This is a genomic window from Paenibacillus sp. PCH8, from assembly GCF_002968835.1.
Lineage (GTDB): Bacteria > Bacillota > Bacilli > Paenibacillales > Paenibacillaceae > Paenibacillus.
On sequence record NZ_PKQK01000001.1, the window covers coordinates 2,467,035 to 2,490,789 of the forward strand.

20 protein-coding genes and 1 pseudogene are annotated in these 23,755 nt (G+C 48.0%); 17 read left to right on the top strand and 4 right to left on the bottom strand.

What is annotated here, in order from left to right; translation table 11 throughout:
* Positions 1–19: 19 nt before the first annotated feature.
* Both C0Q44_RS10680 and C0Q44_RS10685 read right to left on the bottom strand, forming a co-directional pair.
* Complete coding sequence (locus tag C0Q44_RS10680; protein ID WP_105407208.1) at positions 20–271, bottom strand: KGG domain-containing protein; 252 nt, start codon at positions 269–271, stop codon at positions 20–22.
* A gap of 124 nt (positions 272–395) precedes the next feature.
* Complete coding sequence (locus C0Q44_RS10685; RefSeq protein WP_105407209.1) at positions 396–1,436, bottom strand: acyltransferase family protein; 1,041 nt, start codon at positions 1,434–1,436, stop codon at positions 396–398.
* Positions 1,437–1,648: 212 nt separating this feature from the next.
* Between C0Q44_RS10685 and C0Q44_RS10690 the strand changes: the two are divergent.
* The 6 genes and pseudogenes from C0Q44_RS10690 (at position 1,649) to mgrA (ending at position 7,113) form a co-directional block, all read left to right on the top strand.
* Positions 1,649–2,613, top strand: a pseudogene (locus C0Q44_RS10690) (sugar kinase).
* Between the two features lie 86 nt (positions 2,614–2,699).
* Positions 2,700–3,365, top strand: a complete 666-nt coding sequence (locus C0Q44_RS10695; RefSeq protein ID WP_105407210.1) for a bifunctional 2-keto-4-hydroxyglutarate aldolase/2-keto-3-deoxy-6-phosphogluconate aldolase — start codon at positions 2,700–2,702, stop codon at positions 3,363–3,365.
* Positions 3,366–3,454: 89 nt separating this feature from the next.
* Positions 3,455–4,219 (top strand): alpha/beta fold hydrolase, encoded by a 765-nt coding sequence (locus tag C0Q44_RS10700; RefSeq protein ID WP_105407211.1) that lies wholly within the window; start codon positions 3,455–3,457, stop codon positions 4,217–4,219.
* Positions 4,220–4,296: 77 nt separating this feature from the next.
* Positions 4,297–5,088 carry an HAD family hydrolase gene (locus C0Q44_RS10705; RefSeq protein ID WP_105407212.1) on the top strand — a complete coding sequence of 264 codons (792 nt, stop codon included), beginning with the start codon at positions 4,297–4,299 and terminating at the stop codon, positions 5,086–5,088.
* A gap of 196 nt (positions 5,089–5,284) precedes the next feature.
* A complete protein-coding gene (locus tag C0Q44_RS10710) occupies positions 5,285–6,025 on the top strand; it encodes an NAD-dependent protein deacylase (protein ID WP_105407213.1) in 741 nt (246 codons plus the stop codon).
* A gap of 77 nt (positions 6,026–6,102) precedes the next feature.
* Positions 6,103–7,113, top strand: coding sequence for an L-glyceraldehyde 3-phosphate reductase (gene mgrA, locus C0Q44_RS10715; protein ID WP_105407214.1), 1,011 nt, complete (start codon positions 6,103–6,105; stop codon positions 7,111–7,113).
* Positions 7,114–7,178: 65 nt separating this feature from the next.
* Here mgrA and C0Q44_RS10720 read toward each other — a convergent pair whose 3' ends face one another.
* Positions 7,179–8,153: an AraC family transcriptional regulator gene (locus C0Q44_RS10720; RefSeq protein ID WP_105407215.1), complete on the bottom strand. Its 975-nt coding sequence runs from the start codon at positions 8,151–8,153 to the stop codon at positions 7,179–7,181.
* A 153-nt stretch (positions 8,154–8,306) separates the two neighbouring features.
* Here C0Q44_RS10720 and C0Q44_RS10725 point away from each other — a divergent pair, with 153 nt between their 5' ends.
* The 11 genes from C0Q44_RS10725 to ptsP all read left to right on the top strand — a co-directional run bounded on the left by C0Q44_RS10725 (position 8,307) and on the right by ptsP (position 21,947).
* A complete protein-coding gene (locus C0Q44_RS10725; protein ID WP_105407680.1) occupies positions 8,307–9,488 on the top strand; it encodes a galactokinase in 1,182 nt (393 codons plus the stop codon).
* Position 9,489: 1 nt separating this feature from the next.
* Positions 9,490–10,479, top strand: a complete 990-nt coding sequence (galE, locus tag C0Q44_RS10730; RefSeq protein ID WP_105407216.1) for a UDP-glucose 4-epimerase GalE — start codon at positions 9,490–9,492, stop codon at positions 10,477–10,479.
* A gap of 14 nt (positions 10,480–10,493) precedes the next feature.
* Positions 10,494–12,092 (top strand): UDP-glucose--hexose-1-phosphate uridylyltransferase, encoded by a 1,599-nt coding sequence (locus C0Q44_RS10735; RefSeq protein WP_105407217.1) that lies wholly within the window; start codon positions 10,494–10,496, stop codon positions 12,090–12,092.
* Between the two features lie 171 nt (positions 12,093–12,263).
* Complete coding sequence (locus C0Q44_RS10740) at positions 12,264–12,851, top strand: MSMEG_1061 family FMN-dependent PPOX-type flavoprotein (RefSeq protein ID WP_258166236.1); 588 nt, start codon at positions 12,264–12,266, stop codon at positions 12,849–12,851.
* 94 nt (positions 12,852–12,945) lie between these two features.
* Positions 12,946–14,109 (top strand): iron-containing alcohol dehydrogenase, encoded by a 1,164-nt coding sequence (locus C0Q44_RS10745; RefSeq protein ID WP_105407218.1) that lies wholly within the window; start codon positions 12,946–12,948, stop codon positions 14,107–14,109.
* 275 nt (positions 14,110–14,384) lie between these two features.
* A complete protein-coding gene (locus C0Q44_RS10750; protein ID WP_105407219.1) occupies positions 14,385–14,921 on the top strand; it encodes an NfeD family membrane protein in 537 nt (178 codons plus the stop codon).
* 48 nt (positions 14,922–14,969) lie between these two features.
* Positions 14,970–16,526, top strand: a complete 1,557-nt coding sequence (locus tag C0Q44_RS10755) for a flotillin lipid rafts scaffold protein FloT (protein WP_105407220.1) — start codon at positions 14,970–14,972, stop codon at positions 16,524–16,526.
* Positions 16,527–16,692: 166 nt separating this feature from the next.
* Positions 16,693–17,547 (top strand): glucose PTS transporter transcription antiterminator GlcT, encoded by an 855-nt coding sequence (gene glcT / locus C0Q44_RS10760; RefSeq protein ID WP_105407221.1) that lies wholly within the window; start codon positions 16,693–16,695, stop codon positions 17,545–17,547.
* Between the two features lie 287 nt (positions 17,548–17,834).
* On the top strand, positions 17,835–19,889 hold the full coding sequence (gene ptsG / locus C0Q44_RS10765) for a glucose-specific PTS transporter subunit IIBC (protein ID WP_105407222.1): 2,055 nt from the start codon (positions 17,835–17,837) through the stop codon (positions 19,887–19,889).
* 77 nt (positions 19,890–19,966) lie between these two features.
* Positions 19,967–20,242, top strand: a complete 276-nt coding sequence (locus tag C0Q44_RS10770; RefSeq protein ID WP_105407223.1) for an HPr family phosphocarrier protein — start codon at positions 19,967–19,969, stop codon at positions 20,240–20,242.
* Positions 20,235–21,947, top strand: coding sequence for a phosphoenolpyruvate--protein phosphotransferase (ptsP, locus tag C0Q44_RS10775; RefSeq protein ID WP_105407224.1), 1,713 nt, complete (start codon positions 20,235–20,237; stop codon positions 21,945–21,947). The genes C0Q44_RS10770 and ptsP overlap by 8 nt, the downstream gene beginning before the upstream one ends.
* A 337-nt stretch (positions 21,948–22,284) precedes the next feature.
* On the opposite strand, the gene gcvPB is transcribed toward ptsP, so the two are convergent.
* Positions 22,285–23,724 carry an aminomethyl-transferring glycine dehydrogenase subunit GcvPB gene (gcvPB, locus tag C0Q44_RS10780; protein WP_105407682.1) on the bottom strand — a complete coding sequence of 480 codons (1,440 nt, stop codon included), beginning with the start codon at positions 23,722–23,724 and terminating at the stop codon, positions 22,285–22,287.
* Positions 23,725–23,755 lie beyond the last annotated feature (31 nt).

Consider the following 23,755-nt stretch of genomic DNA (forward strand, 5'->3'; position numbering starts at 1 on the left):
TGTTGCGAGCAGAGACGGTTTAGTTGCTTCCGCCTTTGCGTCCAATTTCACGGTAGAATTCCGTATTATGGGTTTCGGAGGTTGCTTCTCCACCCTTGCGACCAATCTGCTTGTAAAAGTCGGTATCATGGGCATCCGAAGTTGCTTCTCCGCCTTTTTTTCCAATCGTCTGATAGAAGCTTCGATCATGGTTCTTGGACGTGGCTTTGCCACCCAACCTGCCGGCCTCTTCGCGACTCATCTTGCGATCTGACGTCTGCCCTCGTGTCATTACAAATCACTCCTTACAACTATAAGTTGTTTTTTGTAGCGCGTATGCCTAAATTACCACGTCTTTTCCAGCCTGAAACAACATCACCAGAATGGAGCCGACGGCTAAGGAATGCACCAGAGGATTAGGCCGACCGTTTAAACACTTCTTGCCGATTCAAAGAAAAGCGAGATATATCCGGTTCAATTATAGGTTTGAACGCGTGACGTATAACCGGCAGTGCCAGTGTGACTGCGAACAGAACCGCGATGACAAGTATGACTGGAATGTACGCTGAACTTCCCATATAACTGTAGATTCCGGACCAGATCGCGAGACGTACGAGAAATCCATGCAGAAGGAACACATAGAGTGTACGTCTTCCAAGATCAGTCAGCCTGGAGGTTAGGGAAGGTACCCAAGCCAAGAATAGAGCTCCTGACGCGATCTCCAGAACGTATACACCAAGCCGGAAGATGCCGGCATACCATTCATGATGACCCAGTTCCGCGTAGGTCATGCTGCCGAGTAACCAACCGGATGAGACATTCAAACCGCCATATCCGATGCATACCAGCAGGGAAGCAGAGAGAACGGCTGCGGTTCTTCGTCCCCAACCGGGCAACAGACGAGAACGGATGGATGCTCCATAGTCATAACCAATGACAAAGAACGGCAGGAACACAAATGTGCGACTGAAGCTGAGCCAGAACCCGTCAATGGGCAGATACCCCGCAATGACTCCGAGTAGAATCGAGCCAATCAAGCGATACACCGGTTTCCATGAGATCGTCAGCCGTAGCAGCAATCTCCAGCAGAAATGACTCGCGAGAAACCATAGCAGCAAATAGGGTGCGAAGAAAGATAGCCGCATATGGGGCGTGTGGAACACGGTGAGATCCATTAGTGCATACAAGGATTGAAACAGTAAATATTGTAAGGCAATCTGCTTCAGGACGTTCCGACCAGATGGACCTTGCAGTGAGTGTCTGGCGAAATACCCGGTTACCCATACAAAGAGCGGCATATGAAACGTATATATCCACAGGAACAGAGCTTCTGCTCCTGCAAAGCGTGTGATGAGTGGTTCAAGTGCATTACCAGCAAGGACACAGACGATAAGCATAAAGCGCAGATTGTAAAAGAAAGATTCCTGATCATCCCGGATCAATGTCTGATTTTTCATGGTGTAGCCCCCTTATTGCAAAGGTCATTTGCATCTGTACTAAGGGTAATATGGATGTGCTTCATCTATTGTGATTTAATTCACAACAGTAAGCGTTATCTTTTCTCAAAGCTGTGACAAAAAATGAACGCTCCGGGATTGACAACGGTTGCATAGAGGATGACAATGGTAAAAGAAGATGAGGAAGTGTAATTATAAGGAGGGAAGGAATGATGTTAACGAGTCCCTATTCAAGCCCGGAGATTATTACATTTGGTGAAAGTATGGGTTTGCTGACTGCCAAGGATACGAGAGGGCTGGAATACGCGGCCACACTGGACAAGTCTTTCGGGGGGCTGAGAGCAATCTGGCCATTGGTGTATCCCGGCTTGGACATACCAGTGGGTGGTTTGGACGCTTGGGCAATGACCCGATTGGCAACATGATTCTGAAAGCGATTCGTGGCGAAGGTGTAGATGTGTCCCGAGTACGGTTAAGTGATCAAGAACCTACAGGTCTAATGATTCGTGAGAACGCTTCCGGGAAAGCTTCGGTACACTATTATAGGAAGCTATCCGCCGCAAGTGCGATTACGCCAGAAGATCTGGACGTTGATTATATTGCCAGAGCGAAGATTCTGCACGTGACAGGCATCACCGCAGCGATAAGCGAGTCCGGACTTTCCACGGTTGAAGCCGCCATACATATTGCCAAACAGGCAGGTGTGAAAGTAAGCTTTGATCCAAATCTGCGTCTCAAGCTATGGTCAGCGGATCAGGCACGTCCCGTTTTACTGCGTCTGGCTGAGCTGGCGGACTATTTCTTGCCGGGTCTGGACGAGATGAAACTTCTATATAACGAGGAGAATGATCAAAAAGTACTTGAGCGCCTGTCTGCCATGAATGCAGTTTGTATTGTGAAGGGCGGTCCTGATTTGACCTACGTATTGGCGGATGGTACCCTAACGGAAGTTCCGTATTTTAAGGCAGATCATGTTCTGGACACGGTAGGGGCAGGAGATGGATTCTGTGCGGGCTTCTTATCTGGCATATTAAAAGGATACTCTCCGCAGGAAGCAACCCGTCTCGGCAACTTGACCGGTTCCATGGTTATACAGGCTGTTGGCGATTGGGAGGCGCTCCCTACGTGGGGGCAGGTCGAGGCCAAACTGAACAACGTTGCCCATGTTGAGCGCTAGTCGCTGCTGAAATCATAAGTCTCATCTTCGTTCATAAATGTAAGGCTTGTATAAGCAACCACCACTTTGACAAGGGAGAGAATGAAATGAAGAAACTTCAGCTGTTGCAAAAGATTACGGACAATGGTGTTGTGGCGGTTCTGCGTGCGGATTCTGCTGATCAAGTTATTGCCATGGCCGAGCAAGCGATTGCGGGTGGCATCAAAGTAATCGAGATTACGATGACTGTACCCAGTGCGCTCAAAGCGATTGAAAAGTTAAGCCGTGTATACCACTGGAACACGCAAGATCCAGAAAAATTCGCGATTATTGGTGCGGGAACGGTGCTCGAACCGCAAACGGCGAGAGCGGCTATCATGTCAGGTGCCGAATTCGTCGTAGGACCTTCCCTGAACCCGGATACCGTTCAGATCTGCAACTTGTATCGAATTCCAATTTTGCCTGGTGTAATGACGATCGCTGATGTTCAGCGTGCATTGGAACTCGGTGTGGACATTGTGAAGTTGTTTCCGGGCAACCTGTATGATCCGTCGATTATCAAAACGATGAAGGGTCCTATGCCACAGGCGAACTTTATGCCAACCGGCGGGGTATCTTTGTCTAATCTGGGAGATTGGATTAAAGGTGGAGCAGTAGCCGTAGGGATCGGCTCCGACTTGACATCGGAAGCTGTGAAGACGGGGGACCTGAGTCATGTCCGTCGCAGAGCAGAACAATATATGGATGCTTACCGCAAGGCCAAGGCTGAATAGCATTTGAATGCGGAGAGGGAGCCTGATGGAATTAGGCTCCCTCTCCTGTAAGCCGCGGCACCTGCGGAAGTGAAGAAAGGTGATTAACGTTGAGAAATCGGTATAATACAGGGCGCAAGAAGAGGGGCATCGGGAAATTCCTGCTCGTTCTTCTGGCGCTCATTGTCATTGGAAGTGGATTTGTTGCATGGAAATTGTTCACGCCATACGGACCACAAGAGGTCGCTCAAGCCGCCATGGAAACATCGAATCAGGTGACCGTGAGCGAGCAAGAGAACTGGATTGATTTTGTGCCGGATAAACCGGCTGGAGTGAGTGTGCTTTTCTATCCTGGCGGACTGGTCAAACCTGAAAGTTACGCACCCCTTGCTCATGAGCTGGCGGCTGCAGGCCATCATACCATTATTGCCAAAATGCCAGTCAACCTGGCGGTTCTGAAACCAAACCTGGCCGATGATATTCTGGCCGCTTACCCGGACGAATCATTCGTCATGGGCGGACACTCTCTCGGTGGATCCATGGCTGCACGTTATGCAGCTGCACATCCTGATGCGCTTCATGGTATTTTCTTCCTGGGATCCTACCCGGATGAAAAGGGAAGTGTTCAAACCCTGGGGATTCCTGCTCTATCCATTCTGGGTGCCAAAGATGAGGTAGTAAACATGACCAAATATCAGAACGGGCGGATGTACCTGCCGCCAGATACGGTTTACTACACGATCGAAGGTGGGAACCACGCACAATTCGGTGATTATGGCCCTCAGAACGGGGATGGTAAACCGGAAGTGAGTGGAGAAGAACAGCTGAACCAGACCGTCAAAACGGTTCTATCCTGGTTGAGTACCATTAAATAATGGTACTGATCCAATCATGAAGACGTGATTAAGGATATTGATGATCCGTGGCAAACCCATCACCGGAGGTGATATGGATGACAGTACTTCAAGTGAATGATACACAGGTTACATGCAAGGGCATTCTATTCGACAAAGACGGAACACTGCTGGACTTCCTCCAGTTATGGGGACCGTGGGCCGAAACACTACTGGAACAACTTGGTTCGCATATGAATGAACTTGGAGCTTCTTATACGATTAAAAAGGAACATGTTCTGGGCACCCTTCATCATCAAGAAGGCCATATTATCGGGTACGATCCTCAAGGACCGCTGGCGATTGCGACTGTTGATGAATGCACGGGATGGCTTGCCGGGCAGCTGTATGTGGCAGGGATGCCTTGGAATGAAGCGATCACAACCATACGCCGATTTTCAAGTATAGCCATGCGAGAGGTCAGACAGCGGAAGTTGGCTGAACCGATGCCTGGAGTGCTGAACTTTTTGCAACGTTGCAGAGCAGCAAACATATCCCTTGCGGTCGTCACCTCCGATAGTACAGCAGCTGCAGAAGATCATCTCGAATGGATGGGTATTCGCGCTTTCTTTACCTCGATCGTAGGTTGTGATCGGGTTACCTTGGGGAAACCGAATGAGGAATCCGCTCTTCTGGCTTGCCGCGAATTACATATTGATCCTCATGAGGCTGTAGTCATTGGAGACAGTAATGGGGATATGCAGATGGGTCGGCATGCAGGGGTGTCTCATACGCTCGGGTATTGTCCACAATTAGAAGAGGGTTCTCATCTGGTTGATGCCCATGCCATTATTCGTCATTATGATGAGCTAAGCATTATTACACGAAGCGGAGAGGACGAAATAACCTGAAGAAACAGAGTGTTCGCCCAAAAGCTTTCTAAAAGAAAGCTACATCGGGAGCATATGCTATCACCGGATTTACCCTTTATAAAAGAAATCAAAAAATCTAGGGATAACAGCGATCGGAAGGTTGTTCTGTCATCGGAGTGGCCATTGTAAATATTCTTTAGTTCAATTGATATCGTATATAAAAGGAGGAGAGAGGATGAACGCAACAGAACAACTGGCTGCCTGGATTCAGGAAAGTTCCCGTATTGTTTTTTTTGGAGGGGCTGGGACTTCAACGGAAAGCGGGATTCCCGACTTCCGCTCTGCTGCGGGTCTGTATCAGACAGAACAGCACTCGCCTTATCCACCGGAAGAATTGCTGAGCCGTCATTTCTTTGATCAGCATGCCAATATTTTTTATGATTTTTATCGAGGCAAAATGCTTCACCCGGATGCGGAGCCTAATGGCTGTCATCGATTGCTCGCTCGTCTGGAGCAGGAGGGAAAACTTCAGGCTGTCATTACGCAAAATATTGACGGACTCCATCAGAAGGCTGGTAGCAGTAATGTCTTGGAGCTTCACGGATCGGTTCATCGTAACGAGTGTATGGACTGCAAGCAGTTCTATGCGCTGGATGATATTATACGATCCCAAGACACCGTGCCGCGTTGTACCGCATGTGGCGGTGTGATTAAGCCGGATGTGGTGCTCTACGAGGAAGAGCTGGATCAGACGACACTGTATCGTTCCGTTGATGCACTGTCTTCCGCAGATCTGTTACTTGTGGGGGGCACGTCATTGACTGTACATCCAGCAGCTCAGTTAATTACGTATTTTCAGGGGAAACATACCGTTCTGCTTAACGCCACACCTACCGCTTATGACCGTCGGGCTGATTTGCTGATTACAGAGCCAATTGGTGAGGTAATGACTATTGTGGACCAGCTTCTTGGTTGAACGAATGGACTGAATTAACCGCATCCTCTGTATAGAACGGGGTACAGGGGCGGAACCTGGGAAAGAAGGGATTCATAATGGTCTACGTAGCAAGCGATACACGCTATGAAACGATGAAATACAACCGCGTGGGACGTTCAGGGCTGAAACTGCCTGCAATTTCACTGGGGCTGTGGCATAATTTTGGTGGTATTAATAACGCAGAGAACGGCCGTAATATGATTACCCGATCATTTGATTTGGGCATTACACATTTTGACCTTGCCAACAATTATGGCCCACCGGCAGGTTCGGCAGAGCAGTTGTTCGGACAGGTACTGGCCCAGGATCTGAAACCTTATCGTGATGAACTTGTCATCTCCACCAAAGCGGGATATTATATGTGGCCAGGGCCGTATGGGGAGTGGGGTTCACGCAAAAATCTGGTATCCAGTCTGGATCAGAGCTTGAAGCGCATGGGCCTGGATTATGTGGATATTTTCTATTCTCATCGTTATGATCCCGAAACGCCTCTGGAAGAGACGATGATGGCACTGGACCACATGGTCCGTTCTGGCAAAGCGCTCTATGTAGGCATCTCCAACTATCCCGCCGACCAGACGAGACAGGCGGCTGAAATTCTGAAAAGTCTCGGTACGCCGCTGTTGATTCATCAACCGAAATACTCATTGCTGGAGCGCTGGATTGAAGATGGTTTGCAAGATGTGCTGGATGAGTATGGAACAGGCAGTATCGCGTTCTGTCCCTTGGCACAAGGCGTACTCACCAACAAATATCTGAATGGAATTCCGGAAGATTCACGCGCCAAAGGTCCGTCCGTGTTCCTGAATGAGAACAATATCTCTCCTGAGACGCTCCGCAAAGTGCGGGCGCTGAACCAGGTTGCAGCAGCACGCGGTCAGAGTCTTGCGCAATTTGCACTCTCCTGGGTTCTGCGGAATGGCAGGGTAACTTCTGCGCTGATTGGTGCGAGCCGTCCTTCACAGATTGAAGAGAATGTGGCTGCACTCAGCCAACTGGAATTCTCTACAGAGGAATTGGAACGGATTGAGTCCATTCTGCGACCGGAGTCTGCTGATCATAAATAACGTGGAAAAGGTGCATCTTAGCCATAATGGCGGAATGCACCTTTTTTGTCGTTCCGGTATGTCATTCATCGCTTGTTTTGTTGAGCGTTCTTCTGCAACCCCTGATGTGGCGGGCGAGACAGTATTTTCTCTCGATACAAGCTAGGGGCTTCCCCGTGAAATCGCTTGAACTGCTTGGAGAAATACAGGGCGTCTGGCATGCCGACGGATGCGGATACCTGTTCAATGGACAGATCTGGGCGTTCCCGTAGTAACTGACGTGACTTGTCGATGCGTAATTTCAGCAGATAGGTTACGGGCGAAAGCCCGGTTTCCTGTTTGAAAATACGGGATAGATATGCACGGTTATAGCCCAGACTGGCAGACATTTGTTCAATGGAAACAGGGTAGGCATATTGGGTGGACATATATTGAATCATTTGTTTCACCGTACGACGGATGGAGGATTCACCCGGAATTAAGGTTTGTCCCTGCGAAAGGTGATCCTGCGCTTCAGCTAGAATCATATATAACGTACCCAGTGATGTGAAATGAGAGCTTTCTTTACGCTCGGCAAAAGCATCTTGCATGATGGATAACCAATCGGATATTCCACAGGACGGTCCCACATGAAAGACGGACTTCTCCGGTCGGAATCCGGCTTCCTCGGCATGCTGTGCAGCTTGGCTGCCGGTGAAGGCGATCCAGCGGTATTGCCAGGGATTGCGGGCATGAGACTGGTAGCTTACCAGCTGCCCGGGATGAATGAGAAAACAATCACCAGCGGCCAAATCGTAGGTGTGCAGTTCGGTACGGAACGTACCCGCCCCCTTTTCTACATAATGCAGCAGATAATAATCAAACAGTTTCGGTCCGAGGGCGTGCCCCGGAAGGGTCTGGCTTGCCCCGGCAAACAGGACATGCAGTGCTCCTTGTTCATAATAGACAGGATTGGAGGCAACCGAATAACTGAGTGCTCCGCTTTTACCGGAAGGTAATAGCTGATTTTTTTCTCCAGAAGATGCAAGAGAGTCTTTCTTGGTGTTGGGTTGGTCTGTCATGGGCATTTCCTTCTTTCCGGGATGCTTCGATCATTATACGCTTTAAGGTCACATTTATCCATATGAAACACACATGGTTGCATTACAAGGGGAACCGCTCTCTTGTATAATAACATTAAGAAAACCACAACAAAGAGGCGAGGTGCACCTGTAGTGAACTTAACTGAATTGAAACAAAAGTTTATTGAGAAGTACGGAGTAAGTGGAGCGGACATCCGTGTGTTCCATGCCCCGGGTCGTGTGAATCTGATCGGTGAGCACATTGATTACAACGGAGGATACGTACTTCCGGCAGCACTCGAATTCGGGACAACATTGATCATTCGGGAGCGTCAGGATGACAAGTTGCAGCTTGCTTCCACGAACATGTCCTATGAAGGGATACTGGATACCTCCTCCATCGGCAAGGAGAAAACAGGAGAATGGACCGACTATCCTGTTGGTGTCATGGTTGAACTGCAGGGCAAAGGCGTGAATGTAACGAAAGGGTACGACTTTCTGTACCACGGGGAGATTCCGAACGGGGCAGGACTTTCATCATCTGCATCTCTGGAGGTACTTACCGGATTCGCGATTCAGTCTCTGGAGGGCGTGTCGGATATTGATACAGTTCAACTGGCGCTTCTGTCCCAGAAGGCAGAGAATGAGTTCGTCGGTGTCAACTGTGGAATCATGGATCAGTTCGCAGTCGCTAACGGAGCTAAAGATCACGCGATCCTGCTGATGTGTGACACACTCGAGTATGAAAAGGTTCCTTTCCGTACAGGTGCGTACAAACTGGTTATCGGCAACACGAACAAACGCCGCGGTCTGGTGGATTCAGCTTACAATGAACGTCGTTCACAATGCGAGCAGGCACTTGCCATTCTGAAGGAACAGCTGCCTGCACTGAATTACCTGGCTCAATTGACGCCAGAGCAGTTCGTAACGTTACAGGATCATATCAAGGATGAGAAAGTCAGACAGCGTGCACAGCATGTTGTGGAAGAGAACGCACGTGTGCTGGCATCGGTCGAAGCATTACAGGGTAATGACCTGGAAACCTTCGGCAAGCTGATGAATGCTTCTCATGAATCGCTTCGCGACTTGTACGAAGTAAGCTGTGATGAACTGGATGTCATGGTTGAAGAGGCTCGGCGGATTCCAGGTACGCTCGGTGCACGGATGACTGGCGCAGGATTTGGCGGTTGTACCGTATCGCTTGTGCATGAAGATGATGTCAAACGTTTCGTAAGTGAAGTGGGTGCAGCGTATGAAGCACGTACCCGTCTCAAAGGTGATTTCTATGTATGTGGTGTAGGCGACGGTGTTAAAGAATTGAAGGAGGCGAAGTAAAATGGCAATTTTGGTGACAGGTGGAGCAGGATATATTGGTTCGCATACGGTAGCGGCTTTGTTGGAACGTGGGGAAGAGGTTGTCGTACTGGATAACTTGCAGACAGGGCATCGTGAGGCGCTGCTCGGCGGTAAGTTGTATGAAGGGGATCTTCGTGACAAAGAAATTCTGGCGAAGCTGTTCGCTGAGAATTCAATTGATGCAGTGATTCACTTTGCAGCCAACTCGCTCGTAGGCGAGAGCATGAAAGATCCGGTTAAATACTATGACAATAACGTATTTGGCACATTGTGCCTGCTGGAAGCAATGAACGCAGCGAATGTGCGTCGTATCGTCTTCTCCTCTACGGCAGCTACCTACGGTGAGCCTGAGAAAGTGCCAATCGAAGAGAGTGATCGTACGGAGCCAACGAATGTGTATGGCGAAACGAAGTTGATGATGGAGCGTATGATGTCCTGGTTCGATAAGGTTCAAGATATCAAATATGTTTCCCTGCGTTACTTCAACGCAGCCGGGGCACATGACAGCGGCAAAATCGGTGAAGATCACCAGCCTGAGAGTCATCTGATTCCACTTGTTTTGCAAACGGCATTGAAACAACGTTCGCATATTGCGGTGTTCGGTGACGATTATGCAACAGAAGACGGAACATGTATCCGTGACTATATCCACGTGAGCGACTTGGCTGATGCGCATCTGCGTGCAGTAGATTATCTTCGCAAAGGCGAGAACAGCAATGTGTTTAACCTGGGTAACGGTACAGGATTCTCGGTTAAACAAGTGATCGAAACAGCGAAGAAAGTGACAGGCCTCGACATTCCTGTTGTGCAGGAACCGCGTCGTGCGGGTGACCCGGCCGTGCTGGTGGCTTCATCTGCGAAAGCCAGATCCGTCCTGGGCTGGAATCCAAAATGGACCAACCTGGAAGATGTCATTCAAAGCGCTTGGAGCTGGCACCAATCACGTCCTGACGGCTACGGAAAAAACTAGGAGGCGAACACCTTATGTCACAGACTCAACTTGCAGCAGGTGCCACAGAGCGGACACCGGAGCAGCAGGAAGCACTGCATGCCATTGAACGTCTGGTTGCATTTGCCTTGCAAAAACAATTAATCGAGGAAGCGGATTGGGATTATAGCCGTAACCTTCTGTTGGAACAGTTCGGTTTTTCGGAGCCTTATGCCGGAGAGTTGGACACGACCGTACCCGATGGCCCGCAGTCGATGCTCGATACGTTAATTGATTATGGATTCACGATTGGACTCATACCGGAAAATACGGACACGTTCCGTGATTTGCTGGATGCCAAAATCATGGGTCAATTGATGGCCCGCCCATCCGAAGTGGTGCGCGCATTCCGCCACACGGAGCAGATGGAAGGCATTGAGGCGGCTACATCCCAATTCTATGACTTGTCGATTAACTCCAACTATATCCGGATGGATCGAGTCTCGAAGAATGTCTACTGGACACAGGATACAGCCTATGGAGATATGGAGATCACCATCAACCTGTCGAAACCGGAGAAAAGTCCGAAGGAAATTGCGATGGCGAGATTGCTCCCACCTCCGGTATATCCAAAATGCCAGTTGTGTCGTGAAAATGTAGGTTACGCTGGTCGGGTGAATCACCCGGCCCGCCAAAACCTGCGTGTTATTCCACTGAAGCTTAACAATGAGCCTTGGTTGTTCCAATACTCGCCTTATGTGTACTATAACGAGCACTGTATTATACTCCATCATGATCATGTGCCGATGAAACTGACAAAGGATACGCTGCGCAGGCTGCTTGCTTTTGTTGGAGAGTATCCGCATTACTTTATTGGATCTAACGCGGATCTGCCCATCGTGGGCGGTTCCATTCTGACACATGATCACTTCCAAGGTGGACGTCATACGTTCGCGATTCAAAATGCACAGCCTGAAGCGGTCTTCCGCCATGCGGATGCACCTGGACTGACGCTGAGCCTTGTAAAATGGCCCATGTCCGTGATGCGTCTGGCCTCACACGATCCTGCAGAGCTGCTCGAAGCGGGTAACGCTCTATACGAAGCGTGGAAGGTCTACAGTGATTCCTCTGTGGATATCGAAGCGTTCAGTGACGTAGATGGTGAGCAAGTACCGCACAATACCGTAACCCCAATCGTTCGACGCAGTGCAGACGGTGGTTATGAGATGGATCTCGTACTGCGTAACAACCGTACGAATGATGAGCATCCCGAAGGGATTTTCCATCCGCATCGTGAGATGCACCACCTGAAGAAAGAGAATATTGGACTCATTGAAGTCATGGGCCTTGCCATCTTGCCAGGTCGTTTGAAAGAAGAACTGGATGGCATCGCTGATATTTTGGCAGGAGATACCCAGCTTGCTGAAACGGCACAAGCTGCAGATCATGATTTGAACAAACATCTGCGCTGGGCAGAAGAATTGAAGGAAAACTACGGTCTTAACCTGACTAAAGAAGCGGCAGTTACGCTTGTGCAGCAGCAAGTGGGCTTGAAATTCTCCGAAATTCTTGAGCATGCAGGTGTTTACAAATATGATGAGGCTGGACGTCAGGCTTTCCGTCGTTTTGTAAGCAGCATGGGATATACTGAATAGTTCTATTCGTTCATAGACTGTAGTAAATAATCTAAACAAACCAAGAGCGCCCTCTCACTAATGAGTGGGTGCTTTTGTTATCTATCCGTACATTGGAATGACCTTCTGGCCCATGTATAATGGGAATATGTGTATAGAATCGTAATTAAATGAAGAAACGGGGACGAATCATTGGAAAAGCAGCCACTCAGTATTCCGTTAATAACAGATGCAGAAGAATTGCAGAACATGGTGGGTGAACCGCATGAACACGTTCGTAACAAGGCAATCTCATTTGTGGATTCACATGTTCAGAACTTCCTGTCCATGTCACCATTATTTTTCCTGTCCACGGCAGATCGGGATGGTAAAAGCGATGTATCCCCGCGGGGTGATGGAGCAGGGTTTGTGAAAGTATTAGATCCTTACCGGCTTGTCTATCCGGAACGTCCCGGTAATCGTCGGATTGATTCATTAATTAACATGTTATCAAGCCCAGGCGTAGGCATGCTCTTCCTGATTCCGAGTCTTAATGAAGTGTTGCGTATCAATGGTACAGCCTCCATTACGAAGGATGAGGAATTTATCGCAAGCATGGGTTGGAGTGGTAAAACCATTGGTGCAGCTGTCATTGTGGATGTGGAGGAGTGCTTTATTCATTGTCCACGGGCATTCAAACAGGCCGGGTTGTGGGCGACAGAAACATGGGCGGAGTCAGAGGATTTACCTTCCACCAGCGAAATGTTCCGGGCACATTTAGAGATTAACGGATTGTTATAAAGTGAGTGACTATAGATTTGTTTTTATATAAACGGGGTACTATAATTGGAGTTGCACTACAAATTCTAAACTCCATTGGAGGCGACAAATAGATATGAGATCTTTCCAATTCTATAATCCTACCCGGCTGATTTTTGGCAAAGGACAACTGGAAGCATTGAAAACAGAAGTGCCGAAATACGGTAAACGGGTTCTGCTTGTATATGGTGGCGGCAGTATCAAACGCAGCGGTTTGTATGATCAAGTGATCGGATTGCTCAAGGAAGCTGGGGCAGAAGTAACTGAACTGGCGGGCGTGGAGCCTAACCCGCGTTTATCCACTGTGCATAAAGGCGTAGACCTCTGTAAAACCAACAATATTGACCTGGTTCTCGCTGTAGGTGGCGGCAGTGTTCTCGACTGCTCGAAAGCTATTGCTGTAGGTGCCAAGTATGATGGCGATATGTGGGATTTTGCTCAGCGCAAAGCCGTTGCACAAGACGCTCTTCCACTCGGTACCGTATTGACTATGGCAGCAACTGGTTCGGAGATGAACTCCGGTTCGGTTATTACGAATCAGGAAACACAAGAAAAACTGGGCTGGGGCAGCGCACATTCCTTCCCTGCATTCTCTATCCTCGATCCGGTGAATACGTACACCGTTCCACTGGACCAAACGGTATACGGCATGGTAGATATGATGTCCCATGTACTGGAGCATTACTTCCATCTGGACGCCAATACACCGGTTCAACTCGGCTTCTGTGAGACGATTCTGCGTACCGTAATGGAAACAGCACCTCGTCTTGTTGAAGATTTGGAGAACTATGAACTGCGCGAAACGATTCTGTATTGTGGAACAATGGCATTGAATGGCGTTCTGAACATGGGTCTCGCAGGAGACTGGGCAACACACAATATCGAACACGCAGTATCCGCAGTATATGATATTCCACATGGTGGTGGACTCGCGATCTTGTTCCCACACTGGATGAAACATAATCTGGATGTGAATGTGGATCGATTCAAACGTCTGGCGATCCATGTGTTCGAAGTGAATCCTGAAGGCAAGTCGGACAGACAGGTTGCTGAAGAAGGTATTGAAGCGCTTAGCCAATTCTGGACATCCATTGGCGCTCCAAACCGTTTGGCTGATTATGATATCGATGATAGTCAGATCGACGTAATGGCAGACAAAGCCATGTTGTTTGGCCCATTCGGTAACTTCAAGAAACTGCAACGTGAAGATGTTGTATCCATTTACAAAGCTTCTCTGTAAATTAATAATGAATCATAAGTACGTAGACATCCTGATGTTCGATAACCGCAAGCCTCTTCATAGGCTTGCGGTTTTTTCATGTCTCGACTGGATAAGCATATGAACGAGGGAGAATTCTGAAGTAAGAAGAAAAGAATAGGATGATAATACCCATTATCGGACCCTCAATACAATTAAGGAAAGATTTTGAAACATTTTGACGTTAGGTACGTATTTATTTACATGTGGAATGCTCAGTTAGGATGAAATTGCGGCAGAGGAGAGGAGGACAGGGGATGGAGACATTATATTGGGGGTGTCTAATCGGGGGAGCCGTATTTGCGGTTGTCAGCCTTGTGCTAGGTGACTTGATTGACGGCTTGTTGGACGGAGCTTTTGAATTGCCGGGTCTTGATTTTTTCAAACCTGTTGTGTTGGCTGGTTCCATTACAACCTTTGGTGGGGCAGGTATTATGTTGATGCGTTATAGTTCAGTAAGTGCAATGTCAGGTCTACTATTATCCCTGCTTATAGGTATTGCTGCAGCCATGCTGGTATTCTTCGCATATATCAAACCGATGCGTAACAGCGATGTCTCGATTGCATTTTCGATGAAAGAGTTACCAGGGAAAATTGGTGAAATTACCATTCCGGTGCCAGAAAAGGGTTTTGGCGAAGTGATGATCCGTTTCGCTTCCGGCAGTACGATTCAAACGGCATCCAGTTTTGAACACTTCCCCATTGCGGCGGGAGCACGTGTTGTAGTAGTGGATGTGGTAGACGGTGTATTGCGAGTGTCCGAATGGGAAGAGGATGTACTTAAAGAGTTATAGGGAATTCGAAGCAACATAAGTACTTATGAATAAGGGGAGAGATGTGGAATGGGAAATTTAGATTTGAATTGGGATGTATTGTTGATTCCGATAGTTGTAGTCGGTGTAATTCTGATTCTTGGTTTGGCTTTCTGGGCGAGGTACAAAACGGTTGGACCGGATGAAGCGATGATCGTTACAGGAACATTCCTGGGTAGCAAAAATATCTCCGATGATGATTCTGGTCGCAAAATTAAAATTGTTCGTGGTGGCGGTGCATTCATTCTTCCGATATTCCAACAATCTGAGTTCATTTCACTGTTATCCCACAAGCTGGATGTCTCCACTCCTGAAGTGTACACGGAACAGGGTGTTCCGGTTATCGCTGACGGTGTCGCGATTATCAAGGTTGGAGGCGCTGTAGAGGACGTTGCTACCGCAGCTGAACAATTCATCGGTAAACCTGTAGAAGCACTGAGAAGCGAAGCACAGGAGGTGCTGGAGGGGCATTTGCGGGCCATCCTCGGTACGATGACGGTGGAAGAAGTATATCGGAACCGGGATCGGTTCGCGCAAGAGGTTCAAGGCGTAGCTGCACGAGACTTGAAGAAAATGGGTCTGCAAATCGTTTCATTTACCATCAAAGATGTTCGTGACAAACAGGGCTATCTGGATGCTCTCGGTAAACCGAGAATTGCCGCGGTGAAGCGGGATGCCGAGATTGCTGAAGCAGAAGCGATGCGTGATGCGCGTATTCAGAAGGCCAATGCCGAAGAACAGGGTCAGAAGGCGGAGTTGCTGCGTGATACCAATATCGCCGAGGCAGCCAAAGAGAAGGAACTGAAAGTAGCAACGTTTAAGCGGGACCAAGATACAGCAAAAGCGGAAGCCGATCAGGCGTACCATATCCATGAAGCGCGTGCGAGACAGACCGTAGTGGAAGAGGAAATGAAGGTTGAACTCGTTCGTAAAGAACGTGAGATTGACTTGCAGGCAAAAGAAATTATCGTACGTGAGAAGCAATATGATGCAGAAGTGAAGAAAAAGGCAGAAGCAGATCGTTATGCAGTGGAGCAGGCTGCCGAAGCGGACAAAGCCAAAAGAATGCGCGAAGCCGATGCAGTACAGTACTCCATTGAAACGCATGCCAAGGCAACAGCGGAACAGAAGCGACTTGAAGGTCAGGCTATGGCGGATGCTGAACTTGCCAAAGGTACAGCGGACTCAGAAGTTATTCGTCTGAAAGGACTTGCAGAAGCAGAAGCGAAGGAAAAACTGGCTGAAGCGTTCCAGAAGTTTGGCGAAGCGGCCGTACTCGATATCATCGTCAAAATGTTGCCTGAACTTGCTGGTAAAATTGCAGAGCCGATTTCGGCTATTGATAAACTCACCGTTGTTGACACGGGTAAGGGTGAAGGTGCTACGCGTGTTAGCAGCTATGTTACCGAGCTCATGGCGACAGCTCCTGAGATGCTCAAAAGCGTATCCGGCATCGATGTAGAGCAACTGATCAAGGGACTCACGAAGTCCAAAACATCTATGCCGATTGCGGTACAGCAGAGTGAACCTGTCAAGAATCCGTCTATCAAAGATAAGATTGTGGAAAGAGTTGGAATAGACGAGTAGGGACCACAACGGATGTTGCACGTATGCTCTATTGACCTAAAGGCGAATTTTTGTTACTTTTTAAGCGAGACGTCCGGCGCGGTTTGCCCGCTTCGGATGTCTTTTCGTTAGTAACAGGGTGTGACTTAATTACACCTAAGATGGTGCGAAAAAAGAGGTGCAAACAATGAGCAGCCTGCATGTAGATAAAGCGCTAAATAATAATGTTATCATTGCACAGCATCCTGAGCATGGGGAAGTCGTTGTTATTGGTAAGGGCATAGGCTTTAACCGAAAAACGAGTGACCACATTCCACTGATGGCTGTGGAGAAAATGTTCATTTTGAAAAACCAGCAGGAGCAGGAACAGTACAAGCAGCTTCTTCCACAGGTGGATGAGGCCTTGATCGAGATTATCAACGAAGTCATTACGTATATTGCAGAGCGTACGGACGTTCCTCTGAATGAGCATATTCATATTGCATTAACCGATCATATTTCTTTCGCGTTAAAACGCAAGGAGCAGGGAATTGTCATACAGAATCCATTTCTATATGAAACCCGCGAGATATATCCTGAAGAATATCGGATGGGAGAGTACGCTGTTCGTCTGATCAAAGAGAGAATGGGCGTAGATTTGGGGATGGATGAGATTGGTTTTGTTGCACTTCATATCTATAGCGCGATGACCAATCAGAATATATCCCAGGTACGTGAACATTCACAATTAATTACCGATCTGGTGAACCTGGTGTCCAATCAGCTCGATTATTCATTCGAAACGGAATCACTCGACTACTCTCGCTTGCTGACTCATCTTCGATTCGCCCTTGAACGCGTCCGCCGGGGAGACAAAGTCGAAGAACTTCATAAATTGGATTCACTGCTCAAATTGGAGTACCCTGAAATGTACTCGCTTGCATGGAAGCTGACCAAAGTGATGGAGAAAAGATTGAATCTGCCTGTTTATCCTGCAGAAGTAGGCTACCTGACGATTCATCTTCAACGGCTGAATCAACGGAAAGAAGAAGAGAATAAGTGAAATCATTCCAGGGATGGAATGCAGTCTGAATATTTTTGGTGTAAAGGCTTGCATTGATTCTGAAGTGGTGCTACAATGGTCTCCGTAATCAAGCAACTGAATAAACATAAGCGACGTGTTACTGACTCGATCAGGCATGAGTTAATTAGAGTGTGATTGTTCTTACCTTATACAGGGTATGCTATACCCCAAGGTAGGCACAGTTTACTTTATTAATTCATGCCTTTTTTTGGTTCCCTTGCTTGCATCACGACATACAACTTAGACGAAAGGGTGAATACGACGCGATGTTTAAAAAGCTTTTTGGTGTATTGCAAAGAGTAGGTAAAGCACTCATGTTGCCTGTAGCGATTCTGCCTGCAGCAGGTTTGCTGCTCGGAATTGGTAACATGTTGGTGAATCCGGATTTCTTGCAATATGTTACGGCGCTCGACACCCCTTGGGTGAACTCGATCGCAACAATCATGATGAATGCAGGTCAGATCGTATTTGATAATCTGGCATTGCTGTTTGCCGTCGGTGTAGCCGTCGGATTGGCCGGTGGCGAGGGGGTTGCGGGTCTTGCAGCCATTATCGGTTATCTGGTCATGAACGTCACACTGGGTACCGCAGTAGGTGTTACCCCGGCAATGATTGGCGAAGTACCGGGTTATGCCAGCATCTTGGGTATCCCAACATTAAGTACGGGTGTGTTCGGCGGTATTATTATAGGTATAGCCGCCGCGCTGTGTTACAATCGGTTCTTCAGAATCGAACTGCCGTCTTATCTTGGTTTCTTTGCAGGTAAACGCTTTGTTCCGATTATCACTTCGTTAGTTTCCCTCGTAATTGGGTTGCTTCTGGTGATTATCTGGCCTCCAATTCAAAATGGGCTGAATACTGTATCTCACTTCATGGTAGATACAAGTCCGACATTGTCGGCATTCATCTTCGGCGTCGTAGAACGGTCCCTTATTCCGTTCGGTCTGCATCACATTTTCTACTCCCCATTCTGGTTTGAGTTTGGTGAGTACGTGAACAAAGCCGGAGACGTTATTCGTGGGGATCAGCAAATCTTCTTTAATCAACTACGTGATGGTGTGAACCTCACCGCGGGAACGTTCCAAGTTGGTAAATTCCCGTTCATGATGTTCGGTTTGCCAGCCGCGGCGCTTGCGATGTACCATGAAGCAAGACCGGAACACAAAAAGTATGTAGCAGGGATCATGGGTTCGGCTGCGCTAACCTCATTCCTGACAGGGATCACAGAACCGCTTGAGTTCTCGTTCCTGTTTGTAGCGCCACTCTTGTTCGCTGTGCACTGTATCTTTGCAGGTTTGTCTTTCATGACCATGCAGATTCTTGGTGTCAAAATCGGGATGACCTTCTCCGGTGGGTTCATTGACTTCTTGATCTTCGGGATTATTCCGAACCGAACACCATGGTGGGACGTTATTATCGTCGGCTTGATTCTTGCGGTGATCTACTACTTCGGATTCCGATTGATCATTCGTAAGTTCAATCTCAAAACACCAGGTCGCGAAGACGAAACGCCTGAAACAGAGTCTGGTGGAGGTTCCGGTTCAACGGATGATCTGCCACACAATATTCTCGAAGCATTCGGTGGCAAGGAGAATATCAAACATCTGGATGCTTGTATTACTCGCCTGCGGATTGAAGTTAACGAGAAATCCAATGTGAAAAAAGATCGTTTGAAACAATTGGGTGCATCTGGTGTGCTTGAAGTGGGTAATAATGTTCAGGCCATCTTCGGAACACGTTCCGATACGATCAAATCTCAAATGCAGGATATCATTGCAGGGCGAACACCGGCTCCAACGCCAGCTGTTAATGCTAAACCGACTCCTGAAGAGGAGAAAACACAAGGTGAGCAAGGCGAGCGTATTGTTGCCGAGGATATCGTGATGCCAGTCAATGGTGAGTTAATGGACATTACGAATGTACCTGATCCGGTCTTTGCCGAGAAAATGACAGGTGACGGATTCGCTGTTCTGCCACATGATGGCACAATAACATCCCCTGTGTATGGTAAAGTGTTTAATGTATTTCCAAGCAAACATGCCGTGGGCATCATGTCTGACGGAGGCAAGGAAGTGCTTGTTCATATAGGTGTTAATACGGTGAAGCTGAAAGGTCAAGGCTTTAACGTACTTGTGCAGGAAGGTGATCTGGTATCGGCAGGTCAGCCGATTATGGAAGTGGATCTGGAGTATGTGAAAGCAAACGCTCCATCGATCATCTCACCGATCATTTTCACCAACCTGCCAGAAGGCTCTACAGTTACTCTGAAGAAGAGTGGAGTGCTGAAAGTTGGCGATCAGCCAATCATTGAGATAAAATAAGAAGTGTTACGACGATGGCGAGCAAGTGTAAATATATGCAATGCCTAAACCAAACTACTGAAAGTGAGATGATTTTAATGCAACAAACATTCAAAATTACAGACGAAGATGGTATCCACGCACGTCCAGCGACAGCTTTGGTTAATACAGCTAACAAATTCAAAGGTGCAGAATCCTTTGCAGAAGCTAACGGTAAAAAAGTAACGTTGAAATCCATCCTGGGTGTACTTTCTCTTGGTCTGGAAAAAGGCGATACAATCAACATTATCGTTGATGGTGAAGGCGAAGCTGAAGCACTTCAAGCTTTGACTGACGTTATGGTTAACGAAGGGTTGGGCGAAATTAATGCTTAATGTCTCCGGGATCGCGGCTTCGGCGGGTATTGCTATCGCCAAGGCGTTTATCTTGGAGCATCCTGATTACTCTGTAGAAAAACGCCAAATTAACGACGTTGACGCAGAGATCGCGAAACTCGACTCGGCTCTGGGCAAGTCCCAGGCTGAGCTTGAGGCGATCAAAGAGCGTACTTTACAAGAGCTTGGTGAGAAAAAAGCTGAGATTTTTGCTTCGCATTTGCTCATTCTGAATGACCCGGAACTGATTGATCCGGTTAAAGCTAGCATTAAAGATGACATGATCAATGCAGAATTTGCTTTGAATGAAACAGCATCGCAATTTATCTCCATGTTCGAGAACATGAAGAGTGAATACTTACAAGAACGTGCAGCAGACATGCGTGATGTTACCAAACGTGTGCTAAATCACTTGCTTGGTATCGACTTCATGAGTCCGGCTGATATCAACGAAGAAGTAATCGTGCTTGCGGAGGATCTGACGCCTTCTGACACGGCTCAACTGAATCGCCAATTTGTTAAAGGTTTCGCAACCAACATTGGTGGACGTACTTCTCACTCTGCGATCATGGCTCGTTCTCTTGAAATTCCAGCTGTTGTTGGAACCAAGGACATCCTGGCTCAAGCGAAACAAGGCGATATAATCATTGTTGATGGTCTGGATGGTCACGTACTGGTTAATCCTACAGATGACGTTATTGCTGAATACCGTGCCAAACAGGAACAGTATGATGCACAACGTGCAGAGTGGAGAAAACTGCGTGATGAGCCAACTATAACGGTGGACAACGTTCATGTGGAACTTGCAGCCAACATCGGTACACCGAATGATGTAACAGGTGTTCTGGAGAATGGTGGCGAGGCGGTAGGCCTGTACCGTACCGAGTTCCTGTACATGGGTAGAGACAAGCTTCCTTCCGAAGACATTCAGTACAATGCTTACAAAGCGGTACTGGAAAAAATGGAAGGCAAACCTGTCGTTGTTCGTACACTCGACATCGGTGGAGACAAAGAGCTTCCATATCTGGATCTGCCAAAAGAAATGAATCCATTCCTCGGCTTCCGCGCAGTTCGTCTGTGTCTGGACCGTCTGGATATCTTCCGTACACAATTGCGTGCATTGCTGCGTGCAAGCGTACATGGAAACCTGCGTGTCATGTTCCCCATGATCGCAACACTTGGTGAATTCCGTGAAGCGAAGGCTGTCCTGCTCGAAGAGAAGGAGAAGCTGGTTGCTGAAGGGATTGCTGTATCAGACAGTATTCAACTCGGAATCATGGTCGAAATTCCTTCGACTGCAGTTCTGGCGGATCAGTTTGCCAAAGAAGTGGATTTCTTCAGTATCGGAACCAACGATCTGATTCAATACACGATGGCTGCTGACCGTATGAATGAAAGAGTGGCATATCTGTACCAACCTTACAACCCAGCCATTTTGCGTTTGGTTAAAATGGTTATCGATGCAGCGCATCGTGAAGGCAAATGGGTTGGCATGTGCGGTGAGATGGCAGGAGACGAAACAGCAATTCCATTGCTGCTTGGTCTTGGACTGGATGAGTTCAGCATGAGCGCAACATCCATTCTGCCAGCTCGTAGTCAGATCACGAAGCTGTCCCGTGCGGATATGCAAGAACTGGCTGCCAAAGCTCTGGATATGCAAACGGCTGAACAAGTCGTTGAATTGGTTCAAAGCATTCAATCGTAATTTTGCGGAGGGTTTCTCCGAAATTTAGGTCTTTCTTTTTCCGATAATGAGCTGCATTCATGTAGCGATTTTGCCGGTATCCGCAGTCATGTGGGTGCCGGCTTTTTTTGTGTGTGAACATAGAGAAGAGGTGTATGGATGAGATAGATAAGTAAGAAATCGAGTCGGAGAGAAGAATAGGAAGAAAGGGTATGGGTAGAGGGGAATACGAGCAGGAAGAGGCTTATTAGTGGGGACTTTGAGGGCGTAAATAAGCATCTGCAACTCGTAACAAAAATACTCTTGCTGGTGCAGTTATCACCAACAAGAGCACTGATTTACATGCTATACTTTATCATTAACTGCAAGCGCAGTTCAGTATAGGTTTACGCGCAGCGGTCGTCTCATCCAGACGTGTTACGGGTGTTCCATAAGGTGCGTTGAGCACAAGTTCAGGTGTCTCTTTCGCTTCCTTTGCGATACGGATCATTGTATCAATGAACCCATCCAGCGTTTCTTTACTTTCGGTCTCTGTCGGCTCGATCATGATGCATTCCTCCACGTTGAGCGGGAAGTACACCGTAGGTGGGTGATATCCAAAATCAAGCAATCGTTTGGCAACGTCAAGTGTGCGCACACCATACTGCTTCAATCCCCGACCAGACATGACAAATTCATGTTTGCATACGCCTGGATACGGAATCTCGTAGTAAGGTGCGAGACGCGCCATCATATAGTTGGCATTCAGCACTGCACACTCCGATACACGGCGTAGCCCTTCCGGTCCATAAGTGCGGATGTAGGCATAGGCGCGAACCAGAATACCAAAGTTGCCGTAGTAGGCTTTCACCCGACCAATGGATTGATCGCCTTCACGGTCGAGAGCATACTGGCTCTGTTCATTCTTGATTACCATCGGTTTAGGCAAGAACGGAATCAGTCGGTTTTTCACACCTACTGGTCCAGCTCCAGGGCCACCACCGCCATGAGGGGTACTCATCGTTTTGTGCAAGTTCAAGTGCACTACATCAAAGCCCATATCGCCCGGACGAGCAATGCCCATAATGGCATTGGAGTTGGCTCCATCGTAGTATAGCAAGCCACCAGCCTGGTGCACGATGGATGCAATTTCCTGAATGTCTTTCTCAAACAAACCAAGGGTATTCGGGTTCGTCAGCATCAGTGCGGCAGTATCTGAACCAACGGCTGCGCGGAGTGCGTCCAGATCGACCAGTCCGTCTGCGCGGGATGGAATCGTCACGGTCTCAAATCCTGCAACGGTTGCACTTGCCGGGTTCGTGCCGTGCGAAGAGTCAGGTACGATCACTTTGGTACGCTGTTCACCACGACCTTCGTGATAAGCCCGAATCATCATGAGTCCAGTCCATTCGCCATGAGCACCAGCGGCTGGTTGCAGGGTCACCGCATCCATACCGGTCAGACCTGCAAGGTCGTTTTGTAAGGTGTACAACAGTTCGAGTGCGCCCTGAATGCTGGATTCATGCTGATACGGATGAATTTTGGCGAATCCATTATACCGTGCGACATCTTCATTAATCTTCGGGTTATATTTCATGGTACATGAGCCCAGTGGGTAGAAACCGTTGTCTACCCCGAAGTTACGACGAGACAGAGCAGTATAGTGTCGAATGACATCCACCTCAAACACTTCTGGCAGTGCTGCTGCCTCCGAACGAAGCATTTCCCGGGGAATCAAAGTGTCAGGAGCCAGACGAGGCACGTCACATTCCGGCAGGGAATAAGCGACACGTCCAGGACTACTTAGTTCAAAGATCAATGTTTGCTCCGGAGCAGGAGATAAGGTCTGT

Coding starts and splice junctions, on each gene's coding strand:
- C0Q44_RS10680 (WP_105407208.1), bottom strand. CDS start 271: ATGACACGAGGGCAGACGTCAGATCGCAAGATGAGTCGCGAAGAGGCC.
- C0Q44_RS10685 (WP_105407209.1), bottom strand. CDS start 1,436: ATGAAAAATCAGACATTGATCCGGGATGATCAGGAATCTTTCTTTTAC.
- C0Q44_RS10695 (WP_105407210.1), top strand. CDS start 2,700: ATGAAGAAACTTCAGCTGTTGCAAAAGATTACGGACAATGGTGTTGTG.
- C0Q44_RS10705 (WP_105407212.1), top strand. CDS start 4,297: ATGACAGTACTTCAAGTGAATGATACACAGGTTACATGCAAGGGCATT.
- C0Q44_RS10710 (WP_105407213.1), top strand. CDS start 5,285: ATGAACGCAACAGAACAACTGGCTGCCTGGATTCAGGAAAGTTCCCGT.
- mgrA (WP_105407214.1), top strand. CDS start 6,103: ATGGTCTACGTAGCAAGCGATACACGCTATGAAACGATGAAATACAAC.
- C0Q44_RS10720 (WP_105407215.1), bottom strand. CDS start 8,153: ATGACAGACCAACCCAACACCAAGAAAGACTCTCTTGCATCTTCTGGA.
- galE (WP_105407216.1), top strand. CDS start 9,490: ATGGCAATTTTGGTGACAGGTGGAGCAGGATATATTGGTTCGCATACG.
- C0Q44_RS10735 (WP_105407217.1), top strand. CDS start 10,494: ATGTCACAGACTCAACTTGCAGCAGGTGCCACAGAGCGGACACCGGAG.
- C0Q44_RS10745 (WP_105407218.1), top strand. CDS start 12,946: ATGAGATCTTTCCAATTCTATAATCCTACCCGGCTGATTTTTGGCAAA.
- C0Q44_RS10750 (WP_105407219.1), top strand. CDS start 14,385: ATGGAGACATTATATTGGGGGTGTCTAATCGGGGGAGCCGTATTTGCG.
- C0Q44_RS10755 (WP_105407220.1), top strand. CDS start 14,970: ATGGGAAATTTAGATTTGAATTGGGATGTATTGTTGATTCCGATAGTT.
- glcT (WP_105407221.1), top strand. CDS start 16,693: ATGAGCAGCCTGCATGTAGATAAAGCGCTAAATAATAATGTTATCATT.
- ptsG (WP_105407222.1), top strand. CDS start 17,835: ATGTTTAAAAAGCTTTTTGGTGTATTGCAAAGAGTAGGTAAAGCACTC.
- C0Q44_RS10770 (WP_105407223.1), top strand. CDS start 19,967: ATGCAACAAACATTCAAAATTACAGACGAAGATGGTATCCACGCACGT.
- ptsP (WP_105407224.1), top strand. CDS start 20,235: ATGCTTAATGTCTCCGGGATCGCGGCTTCGGCGGGTATTGCTATCGCC.